This window comes from Streptomyces sp. DF42 (assembly GCF_058267695.1).
In genome coordinates, this window is the sequence record NZ_CM177859.1 from 9,906,414 (window position 1) to 9,931,003 (window position 24,590).

Genomic DNA, 24,590 nt, shown 5'->3' on the forward strand with positions numbered 1-24,590 from the left:
CCGTCGACTCGGGGGCGCGGGAAGCCCTCTTGGCGGCCGGCTACCGCCGAAGCGCTGGAAGCGATCGTTGGCCCGGAGCGTGTCTTTGCAGGAGTGCACGGAGGAGGTATGACCGCGCCCCCGATGCGGGGGTGAACCGGGGGGCGCGGAGTACGGCGTCTCAGGCGTGGAGCAGGAGGCTGAGCTCCTGCGGGAGCCCGAGGGAATCGCCTGGCTTCGGCTGCAGTGCTTCGCCCAGCTCGAATGCCCAGCGATCGGACGGCGCCTGGCCGAACGTCTGCGCCGCGAGCGCCGGCAGGGACCGTGCGGCGGAGGCGGCGCTGTCCCACAGCAGGGCCAGGCCCTGCCGGTCGGCGGTCGGATCGGTGAGCCAGTGGCTCGTCCTCGGGCCCGGGAACTCGCCGAAGGAGGACGAATCGGGGTCCGCCTCGTGCAGGGAGTCCGCGACCGCGGCGATCTCCGCCGCCCCGCCAAGCAGCCGTGTGTCGGGGTCGTCCGGGGCGGACTGGGGCGGGAGGAGTGCGGTGGCGACCTGCCGGAAGCGGGCGAGGGCGGCGACGCGCTCGGCACGCACCTCGGTGAAGTCGATGTACGCGTGGCCGTGGAAGGCGCCTTCGGCGAACACGCCGTTGAGGAGGCCGCGTTCGAGGGCGACGGACTCCGAGGCAGTGGCCAGTTCCCGCAACGCGGCCAGCCCGTCGGACAGTTGGGCGTCGGCTCCGTCGACCCGGTGGCGGCCACCGCGACGCGCGCCAGCGAGACACTTCTGCCGAGGGCGAGAACGTCGCCGGTGGCTCTCGGCCCTCGACGGCCGCACAGCCCAAGGCTGAGCCGAACGCTGAGCAGGTCATGTGGGAGCACTTGCAGCAACAGCAGGCCGTCGGCCGCATGCCGACGGGCGCCGAGTTGGACAGAGTGGCCGACACCAACAACTACGGACGGGCCGTCCTCGCGCGCTGTCCACGTAATAGAACGGCCGGGGTCCCCTCCCGGACTCCCTTGCCTACTCTCCACTCATGCTCTCTCCACGCGGCTGGATCTCCGCGACGATCGCCGCATCGATGATGGCCACCGCCATGATGACCGCGGGCTGTTCGGGTTCTCCGGACCAGGGCCCGGGCTCCCCCGCCGCCGCACCGTCCACATCGGCCCGAGCGTCGCCGAGCCCTTCACTCACCTCGGCCTTCTGCCTTGATCTGACATCCTTCCAGGTCGGCGTCGTCGCCTACCGGGGCGACCTGGCCGACGCGGCGCACAGTCAGGAGCTGGACCTGAAGGGTCTGCAGAAGCGTGCCGCCGTGATAGTTCATATGGGCGAGGAAATGCAGACGAGCGCTCCACCGGACGTCGCCAGGCAGTTCCGTACAGTGCTCGGTGCGATCAGGAGTTCGTCGAGCAAGCTGAAGCCGGACTCGCAGCTGCGCGATGTGGTGGACCCCGTGTTCAACGAGAAGATCAATCCGATCTTCGACGCGGTGGACGAGTACGACTGTGGCGCCGAGGGCAAGTGACGGACTCAAGGTCGCATCCCGATCGTGGCGACCAAGCTGGAGCTGCTGCGCGAACACGCCCCGGCCGGGTCCGCCTTCCGGCATTTCGGCTGCGACCGCCACGAGCGGCTGCTGGACGCGATCGGCAACCCCAGCCGGGACGCCGCCCTCGCCCGCCGCCGCCAAGCCGCCCGCGAAGAACAACGACCCACGAGGCACGAGAAGCCGCAGCACGGGAAGCCCGCCGCCCGTGTGCGCGGAGGGTGGGAATAAGTTCACCGACGACCGACGACCGACGACCGACGACCGACGACCGACGACCGACGACCGACGACCGACGACCGACGACCGGCGAGCGGCGGACGACGCACGAGGCTGGAGTCAGCCGCGCGAGTCGCACCTGCACCTGTGTGAGGACTGCCAGAGCCGGGCCGTCGCAGCCGAGCAGCAGGCCGAAGCCGACGAACGCGAGCGATAGGTGCAGCAGCGCCTCCGCCAGGAGGCGGAAGCCGAGCAGGTTGCGCGGAGGGCCGGCGGCTGGCTCGGACGCTGGCGTACCTGATCCGGGCAAGCCCGCGTTGTCGGTGACGGCTGCAGGGCTGGAGCGATGAACGGCGATGAGCTGTCTCATCGCCTGTTGCCTGGGGAACGGCGAGCCCCGGCGCAGGACGGACGCGCCGGGGCTCAGCGGCAGGCTCAGTGCCGCGTGGGAAACAGTTGGAGCCTGGCCTTGTGGCCGGAGACCGACTTCACCCAGATCTTCAGGTTGTTGAACTGAACGGTGCCGCCAGGGCTGGTGCTGCCGGTGAGGCTCCCGCCGGCGGCCGACATCTTCACGGATCGCGAGCTGATGCTCGTGATTTTCAACGATCCGAACCCGAACTTGCGGCTGTTGACCTTGATGGTCTTGGGTGCCGATACGGTGATCTTGCATCGTCCGTCGTAGCAGGGCCCGTTGGCGGCAGACGCAACCGGCGTCATGAGTCCGAATCCGAGCGTGCCCGCCGTGGCCAGCGTCAGGACAGTCGTCGCGGTGCGCCGACGCATATTGATTCTCATCAGTGGGACCTCCTGTTCTCGAGTGGGGGTTCTGGCTCGGCATTTCTAGCCCGCCGGTACCGGGACCCCTCCCGAGGAGCCCAAGCGCCCATGGCCAACGCAACTCTGCACCGCACGCCGGCGCCATAGTCCGCCGATCATCTTCGCGGTGAGGCTCTTGCCGGTGCCGGGGATGCCGATGAGAAGCTGTGTCTGAGCTCTGCATGACAAACCGGCGGGTCTCTGACCTGGTCTGAAATCGAACTCCTTTGTGTGTCCGCGCTCCAGACGATGACTCAAGTGCCAGCCGCATTCCATGGGGGCGAAGCGCTCCAAGGCCGTGGTCCATGCCTGCACTTCGGAACCGGATCGCCCCCCGGCGCCGTCCTGTCGTGTGTGCTTAAGGTGCTCAACGTGCGGTGATGGTCTCGGGAGAGGAGGGGTACGCCGTGGCCCAGCGCACGATGGGAGAGCCAAGAGGACGCTTGGCCGCATGCCGTGAACGAGGCGCAGTTCGACCGGTTCCGCCAGCAGGCCCAGTACGTCCACCAGGAGGCCGCCCCGCAGCTGGCGCGGATGGAGCACGGCACGCAGTTCATGGACCTGGTCGCGGCCTGGTCCGGTTCGTCGCCACGGCCGGCCGGATCGTGCCGAACCTGAAGGGCGAGTCCTACGACGACGCCGAGCGCGACACGATCGAGCGCGGCCTGTCGCGGGTGCGCGCCGCGGCGGACTGGATCGAGAACGCCGTCACCCGCGGCGAGGTCGACCTGGACGAGCAACTGATGAGGCTGCTGAAAAGCTCGGGTGAGTAGGTGATGGGGCGGGGCGTCCCCGCTCACGTCCAGGTGGAGCGCTTCCCAGGCGGCACGGCGGTGTCCGAACCCCTCATCCTCAACGACCGCAGCTGAGCGGAGCGCGCGGACCCGCCGACACTGTGCCGGGCCCTCTGGTCTCCTGTCCTTCGGCCATCGGCCCGGACAGGCCCCGCATCACGTGGCCGGAGCGGCATGCCCGCTGCAGCTCACGCCCTCGCCCCGGCGGGTGTTGCGCGTGACATAGCTGAACCCTTCCCGAGCGGTCTCGCTGCCGAAGTGGACGAATTCCGGCGTCTGGACGCCGATGTTCTCGCTGGAGCTGAACGCCAGGCAGAGCCCGATCGGCAGGAAGATCAGCAAGGACAGCCCAACTCGCCCCACGCAAAGGAGAGACGGGCCCGGCCGAAGCCGGATCCGTCGCCCCCACGGTCCCAGGGGTGATACGGAGTTACGCGCTGCCCAGGACAACGGCATCACCGCGGAAGCGTCACTCCCTCACACAGCCGGATCAGGCGGCCCAAGGACGTCTCAGTTGGGGCGACAGGTGGGTCGGTCGGACATGGGACAGTCGCTCGCGCGTGGGCCGCCCGCAGGCTGGGCATGAAAGTGCACGGGACGATTGGGCGGTGGGGGAGGTGTCGGTGAGCGGGAGCCCGCGGTTGTGGGTGGCCGGTGCGCTGGTGGGGGGCACCGCTTCGGTCCTGACGTGCGGGCTGGCCGTGGTTTTGGTGGTGCTCGTGCCCGCGTGGTGGCCTCACCCGGTGGTGGCCGTTGTCGCGACGCTGTTGCTCCTCGGCTTGGGGTTCGCAGCGATCTCCGCGTGTTTCATCCGCCTTGATCCTTGGCACTTCGGAGCGGCCGCACTCGTGGAGTGTCTGCTGGCCGTGGGGTTGGCGACGTTTCTCGACCAGGCCGTGCTCGACGTGTGGGGCAAGCCGCTTCAGACCGTCGTCACCAAGGCCGTGCGGCATGAGAGGAACGCGCCGACGGGGAAAGTCACCGGATCCTGGTGGGAGTGCTCGCTGGAGCGGCTCGACGGTACCGAACTCGAACGGAGCCTCAGGGAGTCGGACTTCGTCTCGCCGGGCGAGGCGTGCCCCGCCAGCGCGGAGGCAGGAGACCGGATCGTGGTGTATGCGGTGCCCGGAGGGTTCGCCGCGCCGCAGACGAACGCCCCTGTCGGGGGTGTCTGGCTGGTTGTCGCGTTCACTGCTGCCGCCACGGTGGCGGCAGCGACGTTCACGTCTGTCGGAATGACTCGCCCGGGTGCACCCGAAGCGGGGCGGATCCCGCGTCTCATACGGGGCAGCCGGGCAGAGGATTTGCCGCCGGCCCGCACCTGAGACGGGCGGCGTGCAGGAGCCACATCGCAGGTCGGGGTGTCCGATGTCGACCGCGACCCGTGCGTCCCCACGACGTGTCCTCGCTCCTGCGCGATGCCTGCGGCAGGGTGGACGCCGCCGCGCTGGTCGGGGGCCGGCTGCAAGGTTCGGCGGGCTCAACAGGGCAGGATAACGGGGATACGTCATGAGCTCGTACGGTGGAAATGGCGCCGCCTCTCACCGTGGTACAGGACCAAGGCCGAGCTGTCCTTCGCAGACAGGGCCGCCAAGCTCCGCCGCCCGGTTTTCCGCGACCGACCCAGCCCAGCCCACCCCCGACGAAATCCGCGCCGTCAGCACGCCTGGGCTACAGCCAGCGCCAACACCGCCCCATGACCTACGAAAACAGCGAAAGTCGAGCTTACCTTGCTCCTTAACATCGGCCATTACGCAGAGCGACGAGGGTCTCGGGTCGTTTGACGGTCTTGCCCACGTCGTAGCGGGTGGCGGGGTGCCGGCCTCCCAGGGCTTGCGCCGGTCGGCTGCCAGCGGCAGCGCGAGGCGGAGCTGGGTGTGCGCGGCGATCACCAGCCACGTCCACCGGTCCGCCGCCCGTGGGTCGCGCAGCCGGGGGCGGGTCCAGCCCAGGGATTGCTTGAACAGGCGGAACGTGTGCTCAAGGTCGAATCTGCGCAGGTAGCACGACCAGAGGAAGTCGACGTCGTCCCGGGGCGGCGCCGGTTCGCGGAGGACCACAGCCAGACCGGCGGCGCGTCACGGTCGCCGGGCAGATGCTCGACCTTGAGTCGGATCAACGTGCCCTCGATCAGGGGGAGTTCGCCGTCCAGGTCGATCCAGGCGAGCGGTGGGTGAGCCGGGGGTGGAGCCGGTCCCCGGCGCGGGCCTCGGCCTTGCTGTAGCGGGGCGTGTCGTTGAGGGTCACTGCTGTCGGCTCCGGCCAGGTCTCCGGCTTGGCCATCAGGGATCGGTCCGGGTGTGCCCACCAGGACCACCGGGACGGCTTCGGCAACGGTGGCCAGGACCTGCGCCCACTGGCGGCCTGGGTCGTCGAACACGCTCGGGGCCAGGGCGAGTGCCACCATCTGCACGACCCACCCGGCATGGGTAGGATCACGCCGCACGCCGAGCGGATGGTTCGAGCCACGCTGCGCATGGCACAGACGAAAACATCGGGGGCGCACGGGATGAGTACGCACGGCAATGGTCAGTGGGGTCCGACGGGCGGACCCGGATACGGCCCCGGTGGACAGCCGGGCCCAGGTCCCGGCCCTCAGCCTTACCCTGGAGGCGGACCCCACCCGTACCCCGCCGGTCCCGGCGTGGGGCCCTACCCGCCGCAGCCCGCCCCTGTGCCGCCGCAGGGCTTTCCGGGACATCCGCAGGGCTGGGGCCCGTACCCGTCACAACCGCACGGCGGTGGCCCGCAGCCGCCGTTCCCGCTACCACCCCGGCCGCCGCTGACGCGCGGGCAGCGGATCCTCAAGTGCGTCTACAACCCGTTCTACGCCGCCCAGCGGGCCTTTCGTCCCTCGCGCCCGGACGCCGTCGAGGACCTGACGGTACGCAAGATCCAAATGTGGCGGACCGGGCTCGGCGCCGCCGCCTGGCTCGTGCTGGTCATGTCGTACGAGCCGGTCGACACGGCCAAGGGTGCCAACGCCGTCGCGAGCGACAAGTTCGACCAGAGCTGGACCAGCACACTCTTCCTCGTGTGCGCTTTCCCGTTCGTGATCGCCCTGTTCGCGTTCGCCGCGCAGGGCGCGCTGCGCCGGCTCTACCTGCGGCGGTCCCTGAAGCCCTTCGGGGCGGTGGCGGCTCTGATGGGGTCCATGGCAACGTTCCCCCTCGCCGTCGCGCCCGACTCGGCGACCACTGGCTTCCGTGACGCCATCGGGATTCCCGGCATGGTCGTCCTCATCGCCCTCTGCACATGGTCGCTGGGATTCGCCCTGTACGGGATCGCGCTCTGCCTCAACCACGTGTTCCGCACCGCCGACATCCACGAGGTGCTGCCGCCGGTTCTCGCCACCCTGCTGGCGTGGGTGATGGCCACCCTCGACATGGTCAACAACGCGAACGCCGAGGTTCCCGTCCTTGCCCGGATCGTGTTTCTGCTCGGCGCTCCGGTGTCGGTGACGGTGTTGTCGTGCTGGGAGCTGTACCGGCTGCGGAAGTACCACAACCTGTCCGTGCGACAGGCCCTCGGCCGCTAACGACCTCGTGCACGGTTGGCGGTGGTACGTCGAGGTGTGTGGCGTGGTCGGAGTTCACGCTCGAAGACCGTGGCCGAGGGTTGCGGTCTGCTGGTGTGAGAGCAGTCCCGCGACGGCTTGGACAATGTCACTCATGTGCTCGCGGCGGCCAAGGTGCCGGGCGAGAGCCCGCCAGTTCTTCAGATGTGCGATGCCGTGCTCGACCCGGATGCGTCGTGTCGAGTGCGCCTTGCGCTGCTGCTCGTGCCTTTCCTCGTACCAGGCTGGAGCGTTCTTCTTGAACTTGCGATGTGGGGGCGTCAACACGCGTCCGCCGGTCTGCGCGCCCATGCCCTGGTAGCCGGCGTCCGCGAGGATCTCCAGGTACGGGCCGCCGGCCAGGAGCTGGGCCAGGCCCAGCTGGCGGGCCTGGGTGATGTCGGCGCAACTGCCGGGCCGGACCGGGCTGCAGAACAGTACGCGCCCCTCGGCGTCCGTGACGACCATGGACTTCACGGCGTTCTGTTTGGTCTTGCCGGAGACGAATTTGTCCCGGTCCTTTCGGCCTGGGGCGGGGCGTCGCACGCGGACCTCCGTGCCGTCGATGATGCCGGTCCCGCCCGCACCCAAGTACTCGATGACCTCGGCGAGAGTGCGTAGCCGGATGCCCCGGGCGACGGTGCAGCCCCGTTGCGCCAGCAGGGGCCGTACCTCGCCGATGGCGCGGGTGATGGTGGAGCGGTCCACGCCGAACCAGCAGGCCAGCACGTCGTGCGTGGTGCCATGGCGCAGGCTCACCAACGTGGCCAACGGCCGATCGAAGAAGACGAACTTGTGCTTCGCCCCGGCTCCTACCGCCCGCTGCCGTGGCCGAGCGGTAAGGCGAGCCTGATGCAGCTCGTGCCACAACGGCCCTACCTCAGCGACGAGTTCAGCGATCACCGTCGCCGACAACCCGGTGACCCGGTACTCCGCCACAATCAACTCACGCACCCCAGCCCCCACCATGCCCCTTCCAACGAGCCACCCGGACGCCGAGCCACGGCCAACCGTGCACGAGGTCGTAAGTCCTGTCCCGGGCGAGTTCAACCAGTCGTTGCAACACCGGGCTGTTGCAGCGAGCGTAGCTGCTCTTCGAAGACCTCGGCGGGTGTCCGCCAGCCGAGGGTCTTGCGGGGCCGGTTGTTGATCGCCATGGCTACGGCTTCGAGGTCCGTGGAGGACCACCGGGACAGATCGGTGCCCTTCGGGAAGTACTGACGCAGCAGCCCGTTCGTGTTCTCGTTCGTCGGTCGTTGCCAGGGCGAGTGGGGATCGGCGAAGAACACCTTCGTCCCGGTATCGATGGCGAACTGGGCGTGGCCGGAGAGTTCCTTCCCGCGGTCCCAGGTGAGGGTCTTGCGTAGCTGCCCGGGCAGCCGGGTCATCGACGTCGTGAGCGCCGCGTTCATCGCGATCGCGCCATAGCCCCCGAGTGAGGTGCCGTTCTTCACGGGCGGACTCTCGCCCCAGCCCTCGAGCCGGGGCAGGTGCACCAGGAGCATGGAGCGGCTGCTGCGCTCGACCAGCGTGCCAATCGCGGAGCGACCCGTCCCGATGATCAAATCACCTTCCCAGTGTCCGGGGACCGCGCGGTCCCCAGCCTCGGCGGGGCGTTCGCTGAGGACGACGTCCGCGGTGACATGCCCCTGCGGCTTGTTCTGCGACCGTGCACGGGGAGTCCGCAGCGCCCGGCCGGTGCGCAGGCACGTGACCAGTTCCCGCTTGAGCGCGCCACGGCCCTCGATGAACAGCGCCTGGTAGATCGCTTCGTGGCTGATGCGCATGGACTCATCATCGGGGAAGTCGGCATGGAGCCGGTGCGAGATCTGCTCCGGGCTCCATGCCGTCGCCCATCTTCTGTCCTGCCGGTGCGGCTTGTTCAGCCCTTTCCACGCGGGCGTCTTGGGCCCGATGACGATCGTGCCGTCGGGGCGGCGGACGCTGCCGGCGAGCCGGTCCTGCACGTACTCACGCAACCTGTCGTTGCCTGTGAGCTTCGCGGTCTTCGGGCGCTTGGCGGCCTGCTGTGCTTTCCACTGGGCGACCGTCGCGCGGTACTCCTGCTTGCCGCTGCGCGTGGCGGCGTTGCGGCGCAGTTCGCGAGAGATCGTTCCGGGGTCACGCCCCAGGGCGCGGGCGATCTCGCGCACGCCCTTGTTCATCGCCCTGAGGATCGCGATCTCCTCGCGCTCCTCGAACGCGAGGTACCGGCCCGTGGGCTCGGCCAACGAGATCGGAGGCATGCCGCCAGCGTGACGAAACCACCTCGCACCCACCGGCCACGACACGCCGACCGCCAACGACGCCTCCACCGTCGTGACCCCTGTGGCGATCAGCCGCCAGAACTGGCGCTGCACGACTCGAGACGGATCAGGCCGCCCCGGCGAACGCATCGCCGGCCGCAACGCACGATCAGCGCGCCACTGCCGACGCCGACCCTCCGGAACATCGCTGGTCTTCAAACTCCAGTCCGCCGTGGCCACGTCGCACACCTCCGAGATCAAAGTGTTGCGACGACCAGTTGAATCCACCCCGTAACTGCTGGTCACAGTGAGCCCGTGGCGCCGGCCGACGTCAGCCGAAGAGGAGATCGACGTCCTTCTCGATGCAGAGCTGTAGGACGACCGCGAACTGGCGGGCGTCGTCGAGGTGCCGCCGGAGGAGCGGGTCGATGCTTCCCTCTTGCGGCTGGTCGGCGATCTCTTGCAGGCGGGGCAGGATCGCGGCGCACTGGATCGGTGTCAGGTCGGGGCCGTCGTCGTCGGGATGATTGAGGAGTGGTGCCAGGGTGGTGGAGAAGTCGTTCCAGGGGCGCTGTCCACCGAAGCCGTCCATCTCGTCTAGTTCGAACCCCTCGGCCTGCGCCAGCCACCGCCGGAACACTCCGAAGCCGGTGTAGGACCAGGACACATCCGGGCTGCTGGTGTCGTCGTCTCCTGGGAACAGAACGAGCCCCACGTGTCCTCCTCGTTGACCGAGCCCACAGGATCGGCCTGAGGAACGGGCGACGGCAACTGAAATGATCTCGCTGTGGCTGGTGTGATCACGGCGTCGGAGCCGTCCTGGATAAGCCCGTTCACCGGGTTGAGCCCGCGTCAGTTCGGCAAGCTGATCAGCGCGTTGCGGCGTGAGGGTGCGGATCCGGTGCGCAAGGGCAGGCCGTGGAGCCTGCCGCTGGAAGACCGGGTTCTGCTGGTCGCCGCGTACTGGCGCACCAACCTCACACTGCGCCAACTGGCGCCGCTGTTCGGAGTGTCGAAGTCTGCGGCCGATCGCATGGTCGACGACCTCGGCCCGGCGCTTGCGCTCCAGCCACGCAGGCGGTTCCGCCGGGACACTGTGCTGATCGTGGACGGCACCCTGGTGCCCACACGCGACCACACCGTCGCCGAGCAGTCGAAGAATTACCGGTATTCCACCAACCACCAAGTCGTCATCGACGCCGACACACGACTTGTCGTCGCTGTCGGCCGACCACTGCCGGGCAACCGCAACGACTGCAAGGCATGGGAGTTGTCCGGCGCAAAGAAGGCCGTCGGTAAGACCACGGTCATCGCGGACGGCGGCTACCGGGGCTGGCCGTGACGTTGTTCAGCGGCCCCGGCATGTTGGCTTCGAGCGGCCCCAGTTGGTGGGTCGCGCGGGCGCATTGAGGGGTGGTGACGGGGCGAAGTGGCCCCGCCTTGGCTCTTGCGGTGAGACGGTTCCTGTGGTTTTCGGCAGGGGCGGTGCTGTGGATGTCTTTGTCCAAGCAGGACTCGAGCACGATACTCCCGAGAAAACGATTTCTCTCTCGAGAGTGAAGTCGCGTGATCACGCCGTCAACCGGGGTCGGCGTGCACCGCCTCGTCGCCTGGGTCCACTGACCGGCAGAGTTGATGTGACAGGCGTCACTCGTTGGAGATTAGCCCAGCGTGTGGGCGATTCTTTCGGCCAGGGAAGCCGTATCGGGCTGGTCGCTCACACGGGGACGCTATCAGGGGTTTACGTGCGGGCCTTGACGGGTCAAGATGGCGCAGCGAAGTGAGCAATCATTTTCTCATCGGTGTCGTAGGACGTGGATCCGTGCGGCCCTGATGGGGATGTTTGCAGACGGTGTCCGCTGTTCAACATTCCGAACAGTGACCGATATCTCGAACAATGGTTGCTCGCCGCCCCAGATCATCCAAACGCACTAAGGACGACCTGTGCACGCAGAGCATGTTGAATCGACGAGCCTCGACCTCTGTGTCGTCGGGGTGGATTTCGGCACCCTGTCAGGGCGGGCTGTGGTGGTCCGCGTCCGGGACGGTGCGGAGTTGGGCGTCGCGGAGCACCCGTACCGGCACGCCGTTCTCGACCGGGAGCTGCCCGACGGTACGCCGCTGCCCCCCGACTGGGCCCTGCAGGTGCCCTCGGACTACACCGACGTCCTGCGCACCGCCGTACCCGAGGCTCTCGCCCGTGCCGGAGTGCGGCCGGAGCAGGTGATCGGCATCGGCACCGACTTCACCGCCTGCACGGTCCTGCCGACGCTCTCCGACGGCACACCGCTGTGTGAGCTGCCCGAGTACACCGCCCGCCCGCACGCCTACGTCAAGCTGTGGCGCCACCACGCAGCCCAGGGCCAGGCCGACCGGATCAATGCGCTGGCCGCCGAGCGGAAGGAGCCATGGCTGAAGCGGTACGGCGGCAAGATCTCCTCGGAGTGGGAGTTCGCCAAGGCGCTGCAGGTCCTGGAAGAGGACCCGGAGATCTACCAGCGCACCGAGCGCTGGCTGGAGGCGGCGGACTGGATCGTCTGGCGACTGTGCGGCGCGTATGTCCGCAACGCCTGCACGGCCGGCTACAAGGGCCAGTACCAGGACGGGAGTTACCCGTCACCCGACTACCTGGCCGCCCTCCACCCGGACTTCGCTGCCTTCGTCACCGACAAGCTGGACCAGCCGATCGGCCAACTCGGCGAGGCGGCCGGGCGGTTGACCGCCGAGGCCGCCGCCTGGACGGGCCTGCCGGAGGGCATCGCGGTCTGCGTCGGCAACGTCGACGCGCATGTGACGGCCCCGGCGGCGGTCGCCGTGGAGCCCGGCCAGATGGTCGCCATCATGGGCACCTCCACCTGCCATGTGATGAGCTCGGACCAGCAAGGCACGGTCCCCGGCATGTGCGGTGTCGTCGATGGCGGCATCCTGCCCGGAATGTGGGGCTACGAGGCCGGCCAGAGCGGCGTCGGCGACATCTTCGCCTGGTTCATCCGCACCAGCCTGCCCGCCCAGTACGCCGCGCGTGCCGCGGCCGCGGGGCAGAGCCCGCACGAGTACCTGACCGAGCTCGCGGCCGGGCAGAGCGTCGGCGAGCACGGCCTGATCGCCCTGGACTGGCACAGCGGCAACCGGTCGATCCTGGTCGACCACGACCTCAGCGGCGTCTTCGTGGGCCAGACCCTGTCCACCCGCCCCGAGGACGTCTACCGCGCCCTGCTCGAGGCCACCGCCTTCGGCACCCGCACCATCATCGACGCCTTCGAGGCCGCCGCCGTACCGGTGAAGGAACTGATCATCGCAGGCGGCCTGACGAAGAACGCCCTGCTCATGCAGATCTACGCCGATGTCACGCGCCGCCCGCTCGGCGTCATCGGCTCCGCCCAGGGCCCGGCCCTCGGCGCCGCCATGCACGCCGCGGTCGCCGCCGGGGCGTACCCCGACATCCGCGCCGCAGCGCACGCCATGGGCAAGGTCCGGCGAGGTGTCTACCAGCCCGACCCGGAGCGTGCTGCGGCCTACGAGCGCCTGTACGCGGAGTACCGGGTGCTGCACGACTACTTCGGCCGAGGCGCCAACGACGTCATGCACCGCCTGCGCCGTATCCGCGTCGAAGCGTCCGCCTGAGCCTTCCCGCAGCCCGGCAACGCCCTGCCGGCTCGCACCACCTGAACGTCCGGAAAGGAACCCATCATGAGCGCATCAGCCCAGCCGTACGCCGACCAGGAGGTCTGGTTTCTCACCGGCAGTCAGGGCCTGTACGGCGACGACGTCCTGAATCAGGTGGCCGAGCAGTCGCGGAGCATCGCCGAGATCCTCGGGCAGCCCGACAAGGTCCCGGTCCGGATCGTGTGGAAGCCGGTCCTCACCGACTCCGACTCGATCCGCCGGATGTGCCAGGAAGCGAGTGCCTCCGACACCTGCGTGGGCGTGATCGTGTGGATGCACACCTTCTCGCCCGCGAAGATGTGGATCGCCGGTCTCAGCGCCCTTGACCGGCCCTTGCTGCACCTGCACACCCAGTACAACCTGTCGCTGCCCTGGCCGAGCATCGACATGGACTTCATGAACCTCAACCAGGCCGCCCACGGCGACCGCGAGTTCGGCCACATCGAGTCCCGCGTCGGCGTCGACCGCAAGAACGTCGCCGGTCACGCCACCGAGCCCCGTGTCGTCAGACGTATCGCGGCCTGGGCCCGCGCCGCCGTCGGCCGCCACGCCTCCCGCACCCTGCGCCTCGCTCGCTTCGGCGACAACATGCGCGACGTCGCCGTCACCGAGGGCGACAAGGTGGAGGCCCAGCTGCGGTTCGGCTTCTCCGTCAACACCTACGCCGTCAACGACCTGGTGGCCGTCGTGGACCAGGTCGAGGACAAGGCCGCCACCGAACTCGCCGCCGAGTACGTCCAGTCGTACGACGTCGTCCCGGCCCTGCGCCCCGGCGGCATCCGCCACGACTCCCTGCTGTACGCGGCCCGTCTCGAACTCGGCCTGCGGGCCTTCCTCACCGAGGGCGGCTTCACCGCCTTCACCACCAACTTCGAGGACCTCGGCGGCCTGCGCCAGCTGCCCGGCATCGCCGTCCAGCGCCTCATGGCCGACGGCTACGGCTTCGGCGGCGAAGGCGACTGGAAGACCTCCGCCCTGCTGCGCGCGATGAAGGTCATGGGCCTCGGTCAGGCCGGCGGCACCTCCTTCATGGAGGACTACACCTACCACCTCGGCCCCGGCACCCCCCGCGTCCTGGGCGCCCACATGCTGGAGGTCTGCCCGTCCATCGCGGCCGCCCGCCCCCGCTGCGAGATCCACCCCCTGTCCATCGGCGGCCGCGAGGACCCCGTCCGCCTCGTCTTCGACGCGGCGCCCGGCCCCGCAGTCGTCGTCGGACTGTCCGACCTCGGCGACCGCTTCCGGCTCACCGCGAACGCCGTCGACGTCATCGCCCCCAGCGAGCCGCTGCACCGCCTTCCGGTCGCGCGGGCGGTCTGGAAGCCGCGCCCGTCACTGGCGGAGTCGGCCGAGAGCTGGCTGCTGGCCGGCGCCCCGCACCATACCGTGCTCAGTTCGGCCGTCGATCTGGAGACGCTCACCGACTATGCGTCCATGACCGGTGTCGAGCTGCTGACCATCGACGAGAACACCAGCACCGGGCAGTTCGGCAAGGAAATCCGCTGGAACGCCGCCTACCACCGTCTGGCGCAGGCCCTGTGACCCCCCACCCCGTACCGAAGGAGACGACCGATGAGCGTGCGCGTCCGCGACGGGCTGCGACAGGAGGTCCTCGAGGCGAACCTCGCCATCCCGCAGGTCGGTCTGGCGACCTTGACCTGGGGAAACGTCAGCGGGGTCGACCGGGAGGCCGGGGTGTTCGTCATCAAGCCCTCAGGCGTCCGCTACGAGGATCTGGCCCTCGACGACCTGGTGACCGTCCGTCTCTCCGACGGCGCGATCGTCGACGGCCACCTGCGCCCCTCCACCGACACCGAGACCCACCGCTGCCTGTACCTGGCGTTCCCGTCCATCGGCGGGGTCACCCACACCCACTCCACCCACGCGGTCGCCTTCGCCCAGGCCCGCCGCGAGATACCCGTCCTCGGCACCACCCACGCCGACTCCTTCAACGGCCCCATCCCCTGCACGCCGGACCTGACCGCCGAACAGTGCGCGAAGGACTACGAGTACAACACCGGCCACGTCATCGTGGAGATGCTGGAGAGGGACGATCGCAGGGCGAGCGAGGTCCCCGGAGCCCTGGTCGCCAACCACGGCCCCTTCACCTGGGGCACCGGCGCCCGCAAGTCCCTGGAACACGCGATCATCTGCGAGGCCGTCGCGGACATCGCCCTGCACACCCTGTCCCTCTTCCCGACGGCTCCGCCACCTGAGCACCTCCTGACCCGGCACTACACCCGCAAACACGGCCCCGACGCCTACTACGGCAACCCTGACCCAGGGCTCACCGCCTCGGTGTGACCGCCGTACCCGCAGCCTCGCCGGGGGCGGGCTTCATCCGACCCGCCGTGGTCGGAGGGAGCCCGCCCCTTCGTGTGCTTCCGCGTTGCCCGGCCGCAGGCCGGACCGGTGGTGACGACGGCGGAGGAAGTCCGACGCCGGCCCGGGGGAGGGGGCGGCGTCCTGGCACGACCTCGGGGTACGTCCTGGGGAGCGCTCCGGGTCCCCTGGGCACCGGCTTCGCCAGGGCGGAAACCTCGTCGAAACGGTGCCGGCACCCGCACGCAGGTGCCGGCCGGCCGCGGACTTGCGGGAGCAGACCTGGGGTGTCTCGCGGAGGGCTCGTCGAACGGTCGCCGGACGCCGGACACGGCTTCCGGCTCGTCCCTCGGCAGGGGTGGCCCTCGTGCGGAACCGGCCGCAACCAGGTGTGTGCGGCCGGACCTGAACGCCCCTCGCGGCGGCTCAGCCTGGCCCGATTCGTCCGGCGGCTCAGCTCGATTCGCGGACGACGAGGCGGCAGGGGACGGTGCGCACGCCTGGCTCCGGGTTGCCGCCGATGGCGTCCAGTAGCCGCAGCGCGGCCTGTCGGCCGATCTCGGCGAGATCCGTGTCGATCGTGGTGAGGGGAGGGCGGCACGCCAGGGCCATGACATCCCAGTTGTCGTAGCCCACGACCGCCACCCTGCCGGGGACGTCCACGCCGTTCTCGCGCAGGCTGTCGGCGACGCCCCTGGCGATCTGGTCGTTACCGCAGAAGAAGGCGTCCGTGTCCGGTGCGGTACGCAGGATCGCCTCGGCGGCGCGGCGTCCCCATGCCTCGCTCCACTCGCCGAAGTGCACCCGGCCGGAGGAGAGCTCCAGCGAAGAGCTTTCGAGCAGCTCGACGGTGTGCTGGGCGCGGTCGCGGGCGGCCGCGTGATGTGCCGGGCCGGTCACATGTGCGATCCGGGTGCGGCCCGTCGCCAGCAGATGCTCGACTGCCAGCTGCGCTCCGCTGCGGTCGTCGGACACGACCGACATGTCGTCCGGGTCGGTGGACGGCGAGAGTGCGTAGACCGTCGGTATCTGCTCGATGCCCGTCAAAGGAGGGCGTGGGTCGGTGCGCCGGCCGGTCACGATGATGCCGTCCACCCGGCGGTCCATGAGGTTGCCCAGGTGGTGCTGCTCGCGGATGGCGTCGCCACGGGTGTCGCACAGCAGCACGGAGATCTTCCCCGCGCCGAGCGCGTCTTCGGCGCCCAGCAGCACAGGAGTGCTGAAGCGGCCGATGCCGTCGGTCGTCATCAGCCCAACAGTCCAGCTACGGCCCGTATGCAGGCTCTGCGCATGCTGGTTGGGCCGGAAGTCGAGCGCCTCGACGGCGGCCAGGACCCGTTGCCGAGTCTCGGGCCGCATCCGGCCGCTGCCGTTCAGCGCTTTTGAGGCCGTCCCCACACTGACGCCGGCCAGCTCGGCAACATCGGCGAGCTTCGCCCGCCCGGCTTGGGGAGAACCTGAAACGGCGGTCACGCGCAATCCTTTTCCTAGACGACGTCGGCGTGCCCATCCTGGCACCCTTCCCGGACGCTGGCCAGCCCCGACAGCCAGCCGGAAGAAACTTGCCACGCACCCCTTGACTCAGGCTCGCCGGCTACTTACGTTTCCCGCAGAAAAACGTTTGCCCAAACGGGTTCGAGGATTCGGTGAGCCGCCAGTCCGTTCCCGGGACGCATGAACATCCAACGTGCGCCGGACTCTACCCGTTTTCCCCTCTACCTCTTCGGAGAGCCATGTCCCGCCCACGTTCCGCCGTGCCCTCCTCCCCGTCCTCGGCCTCACCCGAAGCGCGGCGCGCCCCCATGGGCCCGGTTCGCCTCGGTCCGGATGCCAAGACGGCGCTGGCCCCCGCCACCGTCGAGGTGAGCGCCGGTTTCTGGGGCGCCCGGCGGGAGGTCAACGCGCGCACCTCCATCCCCCAGGGCCCCGGCCTGCTGGAGTCGGCGGGAAACCTGCAGAACCTGCGCGTGGTGGCGGGCACCGCCGAGGGCGAGTTCCAGGGCGCGTACCCGTTCGTGGACTCGGACGTCTACAAGTGGCTGGAGGCCGCGGCCTGGCAGCTCGCCCAGGAGACGTCCGAGGACGACGGCCCGCTCGCGGCCGACGTGGAGCGGATCGTCTCCCTCGTCGCGGACGCGCAGCAGCCCGACGGATACCTGAACACGTGGTTCCAGCTGCTCAAAGGCGGTGAGCGGTACAAGGACCTGCGCTGGGGCCACGAGCTGTACTGCGCCGGACACCTGATCCAGGCCGCGGTGGCCCACCACCGGGCCACCGGACGCCCCGAGCTCCTCGACGTGGCCGTGAGGTTCGCCGACCACATCGACAGCGTCTTCGGCCCCGCCGACAGCGGAAAGCCCCTCGACGGCGTCGACGCCCACCCCGAGGTGGAGACCGCCCTGGTGGAGCTGTACCGGGAGACCGGTGAACGCCGCTATCTGGACCTCGCCGGCTACTTCGTCGACCGCTTCGGCCACGGTGCGCACGGCGGCGAGGCGTACTGCCAGGACCGCGTCCCGCTGCGCGAGGCGACCGACGTCGAAGGGCACGCCGTACGCCAGCTGTACCTGCTGGCCGCCGCGACCGACCTGGCGACCGAGACCGGGGACGCGGAACTGCGCGCCGCCGCCGAACGGCTGTGGGCGGCGATGACCACCGCCAAGACCCACATCACCGGCGGACTGGGCGCCCACCACGACGAGGAGGACTTCGGCGACCCGTACGAACTGCCCAACGAGCGCGCCTACTGCGAGACCTGCGCCGCCATCGCCTCCGTCCAGTGGAGCTGGCGCATGGCCCTGCTCACCGGCGAGGCCCGCTACTCCGACCTCATCGAGCGCACCCTGTACAACGGCTTCCTGGCCGGGGTGTCGCTGGACGGCGAGCGCTGGCTGTACGTCAACCCGCTCCAGGTCCGCGACGGCCACACCGACCCCGGCGGCGACCAGTCGGCCCGCCGCACCCGCTGGTTCAAGTGTGCCTGCTGCCCGCCCAACGCGATGCGGCTGGTGGCCTCCCTGGAGCACTACCTGGCCAGCAGCGACGAGGGCGGCCTCCAGGTCCACCAGTACGTCACCGGCCGTTACACCGCCGACGGCGTCACCGTCCGCTGCGAGACCGACTACCCCTGGCAGGGCGTGATCGGACTGACCGTGGAGGAGACGCCAGCGGACCGGCCCTGGACCCTCTCGCTGCGCGTCCCGCAGTGGTGCGGCGAGTTCCGCGTCCGGTGCGGGGACACGGTGTACGACCGGACCGACGCGCCGGTCAGCGACGGCTGGCTGCGGCTGGAGCGCACCTGGGCGCCCGGCGACGAGGTCGTCCTCGAACTCGGCCTGGAGCCCCGCCTCACGGCCGCCGATCCGCGGGTGGACGCCGTACGCGGCTGTGTGGCGATCGAGCGCGGGCCGCTCGTGTACTGCCTGGAGCAGGTCGACCACCCCGGCGGCGGCCTGGACGACATCGTCCTCGACACCGGCCACCCGCTCGCCGTGAAGCACCGTCCGGAGCTGCTCGGCGGAGTCACCACCGTCGTGGCCGCAGGGTACCGCCGGCAGATCCCCGACGCGGGCTGGTGGCCGTACCGAAGCGCGGAGACCACCGACGCGCCGCCGGCCGACGAGCCCCTCGAACTGACCGCGATCCCCTACTACGCGTGGGCCAACCGCCAGGACGGCAGCATGCGCGTCTGGCTGCCCACCTCCTGAACCCCACGGCCGTTCCCCGCTCCGCCCTCCCCCCGCTCCCTGCGAAACACCCCGAGACAACGAGGTCACCATGAGAAACACCCGCCGTACCCTGATCGCCGCCATCGCCGCCATCGGCGCGCTCACCTCCGTAGCCGCCTGCGGCGGCGGTTCCGACTCCTCCGCCTCCGGGTCGGGCTCGGGCAAGGCCGGCGGCACGTACGCCTTCTGGGACCCGTACCCGCAGTTCGACGCCTCCTCCGCCTGGGGCAAGCTCGTCAGCAAGTGCGGCAGCGACGCCGGGGTCAAGGTCAAGCGCACCGGCATGGACACCTCGGACCTGGGCAACAAGGCGCTGCTCGCCGCCCAGCAGGGCAACGCGCCCGACGTGATGCTCGTCGACAACCCGGTCGTGTCCACGATGGTGGAGGCGGGAATCCTCAACAAGACCAGTGACCTCGGCCTGGACACCAAGCCGATCCAGAAGAACATCCTCGGCGCGGGAGAGATCGACGGCGCCTCCTACGGTGTGCCGATCGGCGCCAACACGCTGGCCCTCTACTACAACAAGAAGGTCCTGACCGCCGCGCACGTCGACCCCGCCTCCATCAAGGACTGGGCCTCGCTGACGGCAGCCCTGGGGAAGGTCAAGGCGGCCGGAAAGAAGGGCATCACCTTCTCGGCGATCAACACGGAAGAGGGCAGCTTCCAGTTCCTGCCCTGGTTCTGGGGCGCCGGCGGTGACCTCACCAAGCTGAACTCGGACAAGGGCGTCGCCGCGCTGTCCCTGTGGAAGCAGTGGGTCGGATCCGGGTACGCGCCCAAGGACGTCCTGCAGAACACGCAGACCACCAGCTGGCAGGAGTTCGCCACCGGCGACTACGCCTTCGCCGAGAACGGCACCTGGCAGCTCGGCAACGCGGCCAAGGCCGGCTTCGGCTACGGCGTCATCAGCATCCCCGGCCAGAACGGCGGCTCGGCACCCGTGCCGACCGGCGGCGAGTTCGTCACCGTGCCCGTGCAGAAGGACACCTCGCGCTACGACGTCAGCAAGAAGATCGTCACCTGCCTGACCAACTCAGCCAACCTGCTGACCACGGACAACACCCTGACGTATGTCGCCCCCACCGCGGCGGTCCAGGCAGAGCAGGTCAAGTCGAACCCCGAGCTCAAGCCGTGGGTCACGGCGGTGGCCGCGGCACGCGGTCGCACCAGCGGCGGTCTGGGCACCAAGTACCCGACCATCTCGCAGCCGATGTGGACCGCCGTCCAGGCCGCCCTGTCCGGCAGCAAGAGCCCCAACGACGCTCTCGACGCCGCGCAGACGGCCGTCGGCAAGGGCAACTGACACCCGGCGCCCTCATGGCACGCCCCGGGGCCCTTCCTCCGAGAACCACACGGCACCCGCAACGGCCCGGAGACCACCACGGCCCCGGGCAGGCCACCCGCACCCAGGAGTTCGCATGACCACCGCCCGCCTCGACCGCCGCTCACCGCGGTCGACGGTCAAGTTCGCGGCGACCGGCACCGTTGACCGGACGGACGCCTCGCCGTTCCGGCGCCGACAGCGCCGCAGGAGCCGGCTCACCGCGCTGGCCTTCCTCGCCCCGCTGGCCCTCTACCTCGCCGCCTTCTACGTCTACCCCCTCTACCGCAACCTCGACCTGAGCCTGCGCAACTACACCGTCCGGTCGTTCGTGGCGGGCGACGCGCCCTTCTCCGGTCTGGACAACTTCAGGACCGTCCTCGACGATCCCACGTTCGGCCCGGCGATGCGCCACACCATGATCTTCACCTTCGTGTCGATCGTGTTCCAGTACGTGGCCGGGCTCGCCCTCGCGGTCTTCTTCAACCGGCACTTCCGGCTGGCCGGCACGCTCCGGGCTCTCTTCCTGATCCCCTGGCTGCTGCCGCTGATCGTGTCGGCGTCGACCTGGTCGTGGATGCTCAACAGCGAGTCCGGCGTCGTCAACTACGCCCTCCACCTGGTGGGCGTGGCACCGGTCAACTGGCTCGACTCCCCGGACTGGGCGCTGACCTCGGTCATCATCGCCAACGTCTGGATCGGCATCCCGTTCAACCTGGTCATCCTCTACAGCGGCCTGCAGAACATCCCCGGTGAGCTGTACGAGGCCGCGTCCCTGGACGGGGCGAGCGCCTGGCAGCAGTTCCGCCGCATCACCTTCCCGCTGCTGCGGCCGGTGTCGGCGATCACCCTGCTGCTCGGTCTCGTCTACACCCTCAAGGTGTTCGACCTGATCTGGATCATGACCAAGGGCGGCCCCGGCGACGCCTCCTCCACCCTGGCGACCTGGTCCTACCAGCTCGGCTTCGGCACCCTGCTGCCGAAGTTCGGCCCCGGCGCCGCCGTCGGCAACATCCTCATCCTCATCGCCCTCGTCTTCGGGCTGCTGTACATCCGCGTCCAGAGGAGGCAGGAATCGTGAAGTCCCGTACTGGATCCCGCCGTTACACCGTCATCGGTCTCGTCCTGACCGCCGTGATGCTGTTCCCGGTGTACTGGATGCTCAACGTGTCCCTCACCCCGCAGCAGGACATGCGCAAGAGCCCGCCCGATCTGCTGCCCCTGCACCCCACGTTCGAGGGCTACCGAGCCGTGCTGAACGACCAGATGCCCTACCTCGGCACCAGCCTGCTCATCGGTCTGGGCACGGTCGTCCTCACCCTCCTTCTCGCCGCCCCGGCCGGCTTCGCACTGGCCAAGCTCAAGCCCTACGGCGGGGGACTCCTCGGCCTCGTCCTGCTGGTCGCCCAGATGATCCCCGGCATCGTCATGGCGATGGGCTTCTACGGCATCTTCCTCGACCTGGGGCTGCAGAACACCTGGTGGGGCCTGATCATCGCCGACTCCACCATCGCCGTCCCCTTCGGCGTCATGATCTTCACAGCCTTCATGTCCGGGATCCCCGGCGAACTCATCGCAGCGGCCCGCATCGACGGCGCCGGTACCTTCCGCACCTTCCGGTCCGTCGTCCTGCCGGTGAGCCGCAACGCGATCGTCACGGTCTCGCTCTTCAGTTTCCTGTGGGCCTGGTCCGACTTCGTCTTCGCCAACACGCTCGACGGTGGCGGTGACTGGCGGCCGATCACGCTCGGCATCTACCACTACATCGGCAACAACAACCAGGAGTGGAACGCGATCATGGCCACCGCCGTCGTCGCGTCGCTGCCCGCGGCCGTCCTGCTCGTCCTCGCACAGCGCTACGTGGCCGCGGGCGTCACCGCGGGCGCCGTCAAGGACTGATGCCACGATGCCCTCCGCCCGGGGCCCCCCGACCCGCTGGGACCGCGCTCCGCCCCCGTCCCGCCCGTACACCGTCCAGAGCTGTCACCCGTCACGAGGGCCCACGTCCCACGTAACCGGCCGGCCCCCGAGCCGTCGCCTCCCCCCGGCGCGCCGCGCCACCTGCACGTCCCCCTCCCGCCCAGGAGAGCCGCTGATGTCACACCTGAGCTTCCATCGCCGCCACAGAGCAACTCTCGGCCGCGCGACCGCCGTCGCCCTCGCCACGACCCTGGCCACCACCGCCGTGGTCCTGACGGGAGCCTCCGCCCAGGCGACCCCCACCTCCTCCACCACCCTGGTCGTCAACGCCGCGCAGAACCTGCGGCCCGTCACCCACGTCGGCACCGGCAGCCTCTACGGCCTCGCCGACGACGTCACCCCCTCCGACAGCCTGGTGAGCGCCCTCAAGCCGAACACCTTCGTACAGATGGCCCCGGGCGGCAGCCAGAAGCCCAACAACGAGCCCAACCCCGCCGGCGACTCCCTCGTCGTGGCGCCGAAGGCGGCCCGCGCGGGCGCCAAGGTGGTCGCCCGTATGCCGGACTGGTACCCGAACTTCCCCTACCAGTGGGTCAGCTGGAGCGACTGGCTGTCGGCGGTCGACCAGCAGGTCGCCTCCGTGCAGGCCTCCGGTGCCACCAACATCAGCGCGTACGAGATCTGGAACGAACCCGACTGGACCTGGGACACCACCCACGCCGGCCCCTACAACGACGGTTGGGCACGCACGTTCAACGAGATCCGGACGCACGACACCACCACCCCCATCCAGGGCCCGAGCTACGAGCACTGGGACCACGCCCGGATGAGTCAGTTCCTCACCGACGCCAAGGCCAGCGGCACCGTCCCCAACGTCATCGCCTGGCACGAGCTGCACGGCAGCACGGACCTCGCCGCGCACATCTCCGACTACCGCGCACTGGAGAGCAGCCTCGGCATCAGTCCCCGCCCGATCTCCATCGAGGAGTACGGCAAGCCCACGGAGATGGGCAACTCCGGTGCGCTCATCGGCTACGCCGCCAAGTTCGAGCGGGCCGGTGTTCATGATGCCGAGCTCGCCTTCTGGAACCACTACGGCACCCTCGGCGACACCCTCACCGACACCGGCGGATCGCCCAACGGCTCCTACTGGACGTACAAGTGGTACGGCGACATGTCCGGCAACATGCTGGCCACCACGCCGCCCGCCCAGACGGGCATAGACGGTCTCGCGTCCCTGAACAGCGCGGGCAACCAGATCAGCGTCATCGCGGCCGGCTGCACCGGCTCCTGCGCCGTGAAGGTCAACGGCCTCTCGTCGCTGTCGGCCTTCGGCAGCACGGTCCACGTGAAGCTGGAGTACAGCCCCGACACCGGCCGTACGACCGCCTCCTCCGGCCCGATCACCATCTCCGACGCCGACTACACGGTCTCGAACGGCTCCATCACGGTCCCGGTGACGATGAATGCCTCCGACGGCTACCACCTGGTGATCACCCCGACCGGCACCAACACCTCCCTGGCCGGCCGCTACCAGATCACCAACAAGAACAGCGGCCTCGCGCTGGACACCCTGAACGCGGGCACCGCCCCGGGCACCTCGGTCGTCCAGGCCACGTCCACCACCGGCACCGACGAGAACTGGACCCTGGTGGCCGCCGGATCGGGCCTCTACAAGATCGTCAACCAGAAGAGCGGGCTGCTGCTGGGCATCACCAACGCGGGCACCGCGGACGGCGACACCGCCCTGATCTGGGGTGACAACGGCACCGCCGACCACCTCTGGCAGCTCATCCCGGCCCCCGGCGGCTACTACAAGATCGCCAACTACAACAGCGGTCTCGTACTCGGCGTGAACCAGATGAGCAAGGCGTCCGGCGCGCAGGTCCTGCAGTGGGACGACAGCGGCACTGCCGACCACCTGTGGAAACTCACCTCCCGCTGAGGCAACACCAACGGCCCCGCGTCCGCCTGTCCGGCGGGCGCGGGGCCGCTGTCTCTCCGGCCGGGTGCCTTCGGGTTCGGGCGGGCCTGTGCCGGTCCAGCGGCGGGAGGCCGCGAACACGTCGATGAGGTCGCGGGGCACTCCGCGGTCGGCCAGGGCGCGGACCTCGATGTGCCGATCATCATGATCAGTGGGAATCACGACTCCGTGCACCGCCTCGGCGTCGGATCCGGCCTCCTTGCCCGTGCCGGCATCCACTTGAGGACCGACTCCGGCACCTGCGACATCCCGGTCCTTCTCGAAGACGCCGATGGTCCCGTGGCCGTGTATGGCATCCCCTGCCTCGAGCCATCGATGGTCCGCGACCGCCTGGAAGGCGAAGCCGTCTCCGACGGCGCAGTGCTGAGCGCAGCCCTGGACCGCATCCACGCCGACCTCACCAACTACCAGGCGGCCGGCACCCGATCCGTGGTCCGAAGACGAGATCACCTCATGGCGTGAGGCCTGCGCCGCGCACAC

19 protein-coding genes and 4 pseudogenes are annotated in these 24,590 nt (G+C 69.5%); 15 read left to right on the forward strand and 8 right to left on the reverse strand.

Annotation, left to right across the window (positions count from 1 at the left end):
- Positions 1 to 160 precede the first annotated feature (160 nt).
- Positions 161 to 817: a nitrate- and nitrite sensing domain-containing protein gene (locus ACYUED_RS45620; protein ID WP_491290250.1), complete on the reverse strand. Its 657-nt coding sequence runs from the start codon at positions 815 to 817 to the stop codon at positions 161 to 163.
- Positions 818 to 1,016: 199 nt separating this feature from the next.
- On the opposite strand from ACYUED_RS45620, the gene ACYUED_RS45625 reads away from it, so the two are divergent.
- Positions 1,017 to 1,511 carry a hypothetical protein gene (locus ACYUED_RS45625; RefSeq protein WP_491290251.1) on the forward strand — a complete coding sequence of 165 codons (495 nt, stop codon included), beginning with the start codon at positions 1,017 to 1,019 and terminating at the stop codon, positions 1,509 to 1,511.
- Between the two features lie 24 nt (positions 1,512 to 1,535).
- Positions 1,536 to 1,763, forward strand: coding sequence for a hypothetical protein (locus ACYUED_RS45630; protein WP_491290252.1), 228 nt, complete (start codon positions 1,536 to 1,538; stop codon positions 1,761 to 1,763).
- 423 nt (positions 1,764 to 2,186) lie between these two features.
- Here the strand turns inward: ACYUED_RS45630 and ACYUED_RS45635 are convergent, their stop codons facing one another.
- The gene (locus ACYUED_RS45635; protein ID WP_491290253.1) at positions 2,187 to 2,537 is read right to left on the reverse strand and encodes a hypothetical protein; all 351 of its coding nucleotides are present in this window, start codon (positions 2,535 to 2,537) and stop codon (positions 2,187 to 2,189) included.
- A gap of 489 nt (positions 2,538 to 3,026) precedes the next feature.
- Between ACYUED_RS45635 and ACYUED_RS45640 the strand changes: the two are divergent.
- Positions 3,027 to 3,343 (forward strand): annotated as a pseudogene (locus ACYUED_RS45640) (DUF6192 family protein).
- Between the two features lie 177 nt (positions 3,344 to 3,520).
- Here ACYUED_RS45640 and ACYUED_RS45645 read toward each other — a convergent pair.
- Positions 3,521 to 3,706, reverse strand: a complete 186-nt coding sequence (locus tag ACYUED_RS45645) for a hypothetical protein (RefSeq protein ID WP_491290254.1) — start codon at positions 3,704 to 3,706, stop codon at positions 3,521 to 3,523.
- Positions 3,707 to 4,011: 305 nt separating this feature from the next.
- Between ACYUED_RS45645 and ACYUED_RS45650 the strand changes: the two genes are divergently transcribed.
- Positions 4,012 to 4,689 (forward strand): hypothetical protein, encoded by a 678-nt coding sequence (locus ACYUED_RS45650; protein WP_491290255.1) that lies wholly within the window; start codon positions 4,012 to 4,014, stop codon positions 4,687 to 4,689.
- A 412-nt stretch (positions 4,690 to 5,101) separates the two neighbouring features.
- Here the strand turns inward: ACYUED_RS45650 and ACYUED_RS45655 are convergent.
- Positions 5,102 to 5,665 (reverse strand): annotated as a pseudogene (locus ACYUED_RS45655) (NF041680 family putative transposase); the annotation flags it as partial.
- A 343-nt stretch (positions 5,666 to 6,008) separates the two neighbouring features.
- On the opposite strand from ACYUED_RS45655, the gene ACYUED_RS45660 reads away from it, so the two are divergent.
- The gene (locus ACYUED_RS45660; protein ID WP_491290256.1) at positions 6,009 to 6,902 is read left to right on the forward strand and encodes a hypothetical protein; all 894 of its coding nucleotides are present in this window, start codon (positions 6,009 to 6,011) and stop codon (positions 6,900 to 6,902) included.
- A 54-nt stretch (positions 6,903 to 6,956) separates the two neighbouring features.
- Here the strand turns inward: ACYUED_RS45660 and ACYUED_RS45665 are convergent, their stop codons facing one another.
- The 3 genes from ACYUED_RS45665 to ACYUED_RS45675 all read right to left on the reverse strand — a co-directional run bounded on the left by ACYUED_RS45665 (position 6,957) and on the right by ACYUED_RS45675 (position 9,881).
- The gene (locus ACYUED_RS45665; RefSeq protein ID WP_491290257.1) at positions 6,957 to 7,874 is read right to left on the reverse strand and encodes a transposase; all 918 of its coding nucleotides are present in this window, start codon (positions 7,872 to 7,874) and stop codon (positions 6,957 to 6,959) included.
- Positions 7,875 to 7,966: 92 nt separating this feature from the next.
- Positions 7,967 to 9,385 (reverse strand): IS30 family transposase, encoded by a 1,419-nt coding sequence (locus ACYUED_RS45670; RefSeq protein ID WP_491294747.1) that lies wholly within the window; start codon positions 9,383 to 9,385, stop codon positions 7,967 to 7,969.
- A 112-nt stretch (positions 9,386 to 9,497) separates the two neighbouring features.
- Positions 9,498 to 9,881 carry a hypothetical protein gene (locus tag ACYUED_RS45675; RefSeq protein WP_491290258.1) on the reverse strand — a complete coding sequence of 128 codons (384 nt, stop codon included), beginning with the start codon at positions 9,879 to 9,881 and terminating at the stop codon, positions 9,498 to 9,500.
- A 72-nt stretch (positions 9,882 to 9,953) separates the two neighbouring features.
- Between ACYUED_RS45675 and ACYUED_RS45680 the strand changes: the two are divergent.
- From ACYUED_RS45680 to araD, 4 genes and pseudogenes are all read left to right on the forward strand, one after another.
- Positions 9,954 to 10,499 (forward strand): annotated as a pseudogene (locus ACYUED_RS45680) (transposase family protein); the annotation flags it as partial.
- A 611-nt stretch (positions 10,500 to 11,110) separates the two neighbouring features.
- Positions 11,111 to 12,790, forward strand: a complete 1,680-nt coding sequence (gene araB, locus ACYUED_RS45685) for a ribulokinase (RefSeq protein ID WP_491290259.1) — start codon at positions 11,111 to 11,113, stop codon at positions 12,788 to 12,790.
- Between the two features lie 66 nt (positions 12,791 to 12,856).
- Positions 12,857 to 14,374: an L-arabinose isomerase gene (gene araA, locus ACYUED_RS45690; RefSeq protein ID WP_491290260.1), complete on the forward strand. Its 1,518-nt coding sequence runs from the start codon at positions 12,857 to 12,859 to the stop codon at positions 14,372 to 14,374.
- A gap of 30 nt (positions 14,375 to 14,404) precedes the next feature.
- A complete protein-coding gene (gene araD, locus ACYUED_RS45695; protein ID WP_491290261.1) occupies positions 14,405 to 15,136 on the forward strand; it encodes an L-ribulose-5-phosphate 4-epimerase AraD in 732 nt (243 codons plus the stop codon).
- Positions 15,137 to 15,607: 471 nt separating this feature from the next.
- Here araD and ACYUED_RS45700 read toward each other — a convergent pair whose 3' ends face one another.
- Complete coding sequence (locus tag ACYUED_RS45700; protein WP_491290262.1) at positions 15,608 to 16,627, reverse strand: LacI family DNA-binding transcriptional regulator; 1,020 nt, start codon at positions 16,625 to 16,627, stop codon at positions 15,608 to 15,610.
- Positions 16,628 to 16,887: 260 nt separating this feature from the next.
- On the opposite strand from ACYUED_RS45700, the gene ACYUED_RS45705 reads away from it, so the two are divergent.
- The 6 genes and pseudogenes from ACYUED_RS45705 to ACYUED_RS45730 all read left to right on the forward strand — a co-directional run.
- Entirely contained in the window at positions 16,888 to 18,861 is a 1,974-nt protein-coding gene (locus tag ACYUED_RS45705) for a glycoside hydrolase family 127 protein (protein WP_491290263.1), read from the forward strand.
- Between the two features lie 70 nt (positions 18,862 to 18,931).
- Positions 18,932 to 20,188, forward strand: a complete 1,257-nt coding sequence (locus ACYUED_RS45710; protein ID WP_491290264.1) for a sugar ABC transporter substrate-binding protein — start codon at positions 18,932 to 18,934, stop codon at positions 20,186 to 20,188.
- A gap of 115 nt (positions 20,189 to 20,303) precedes the next feature.
- On the forward strand, positions 20,304 to 21,287 hold the full coding sequence (locus ACYUED_RS45715) for a carbohydrate ABC transporter permease (protein WP_491290265.1): 984 nt from the start codon (positions 20,304 to 20,306) through the stop codon (positions 21,285 to 21,287).
- Positions 21,284 to 22,105, forward strand: a complete 822-nt coding sequence (locus tag ACYUED_RS45720; protein WP_104788882.1) for a carbohydrate ABC transporter permease — start codon at positions 21,284 to 21,286, stop codon at positions 22,103 to 22,105. Before ACYUED_RS45715 ends, ACYUED_RS45720 begins: the two co-directional genes overlap by 4 nt.
- A 196-nt stretch (positions 22,106 to 22,301) precedes the next feature.
- Positions 22,302 to 24,071 carry an RICIN domain-containing protein gene (locus tag ACYUED_RS45725; protein ID WP_491290266.1) on the forward strand — a complete coding sequence of 590 codons (1,770 nt, stop codon included), beginning with the start codon at positions 22,302 to 22,304 and terminating at the stop codon, positions 24,069 to 24,071.
- 159 nt (positions 24,072 to 24,230) lie between these two features.
- A pseudogene (locus ACYUED_RS45730) lies at positions 24,231 to 24,545 on the forward strand (exonuclease SbcCD subunit D); the annotation flags it as partial.
- Positions 24,546 to 24,590 lie beyond the last annotated feature (45 nt).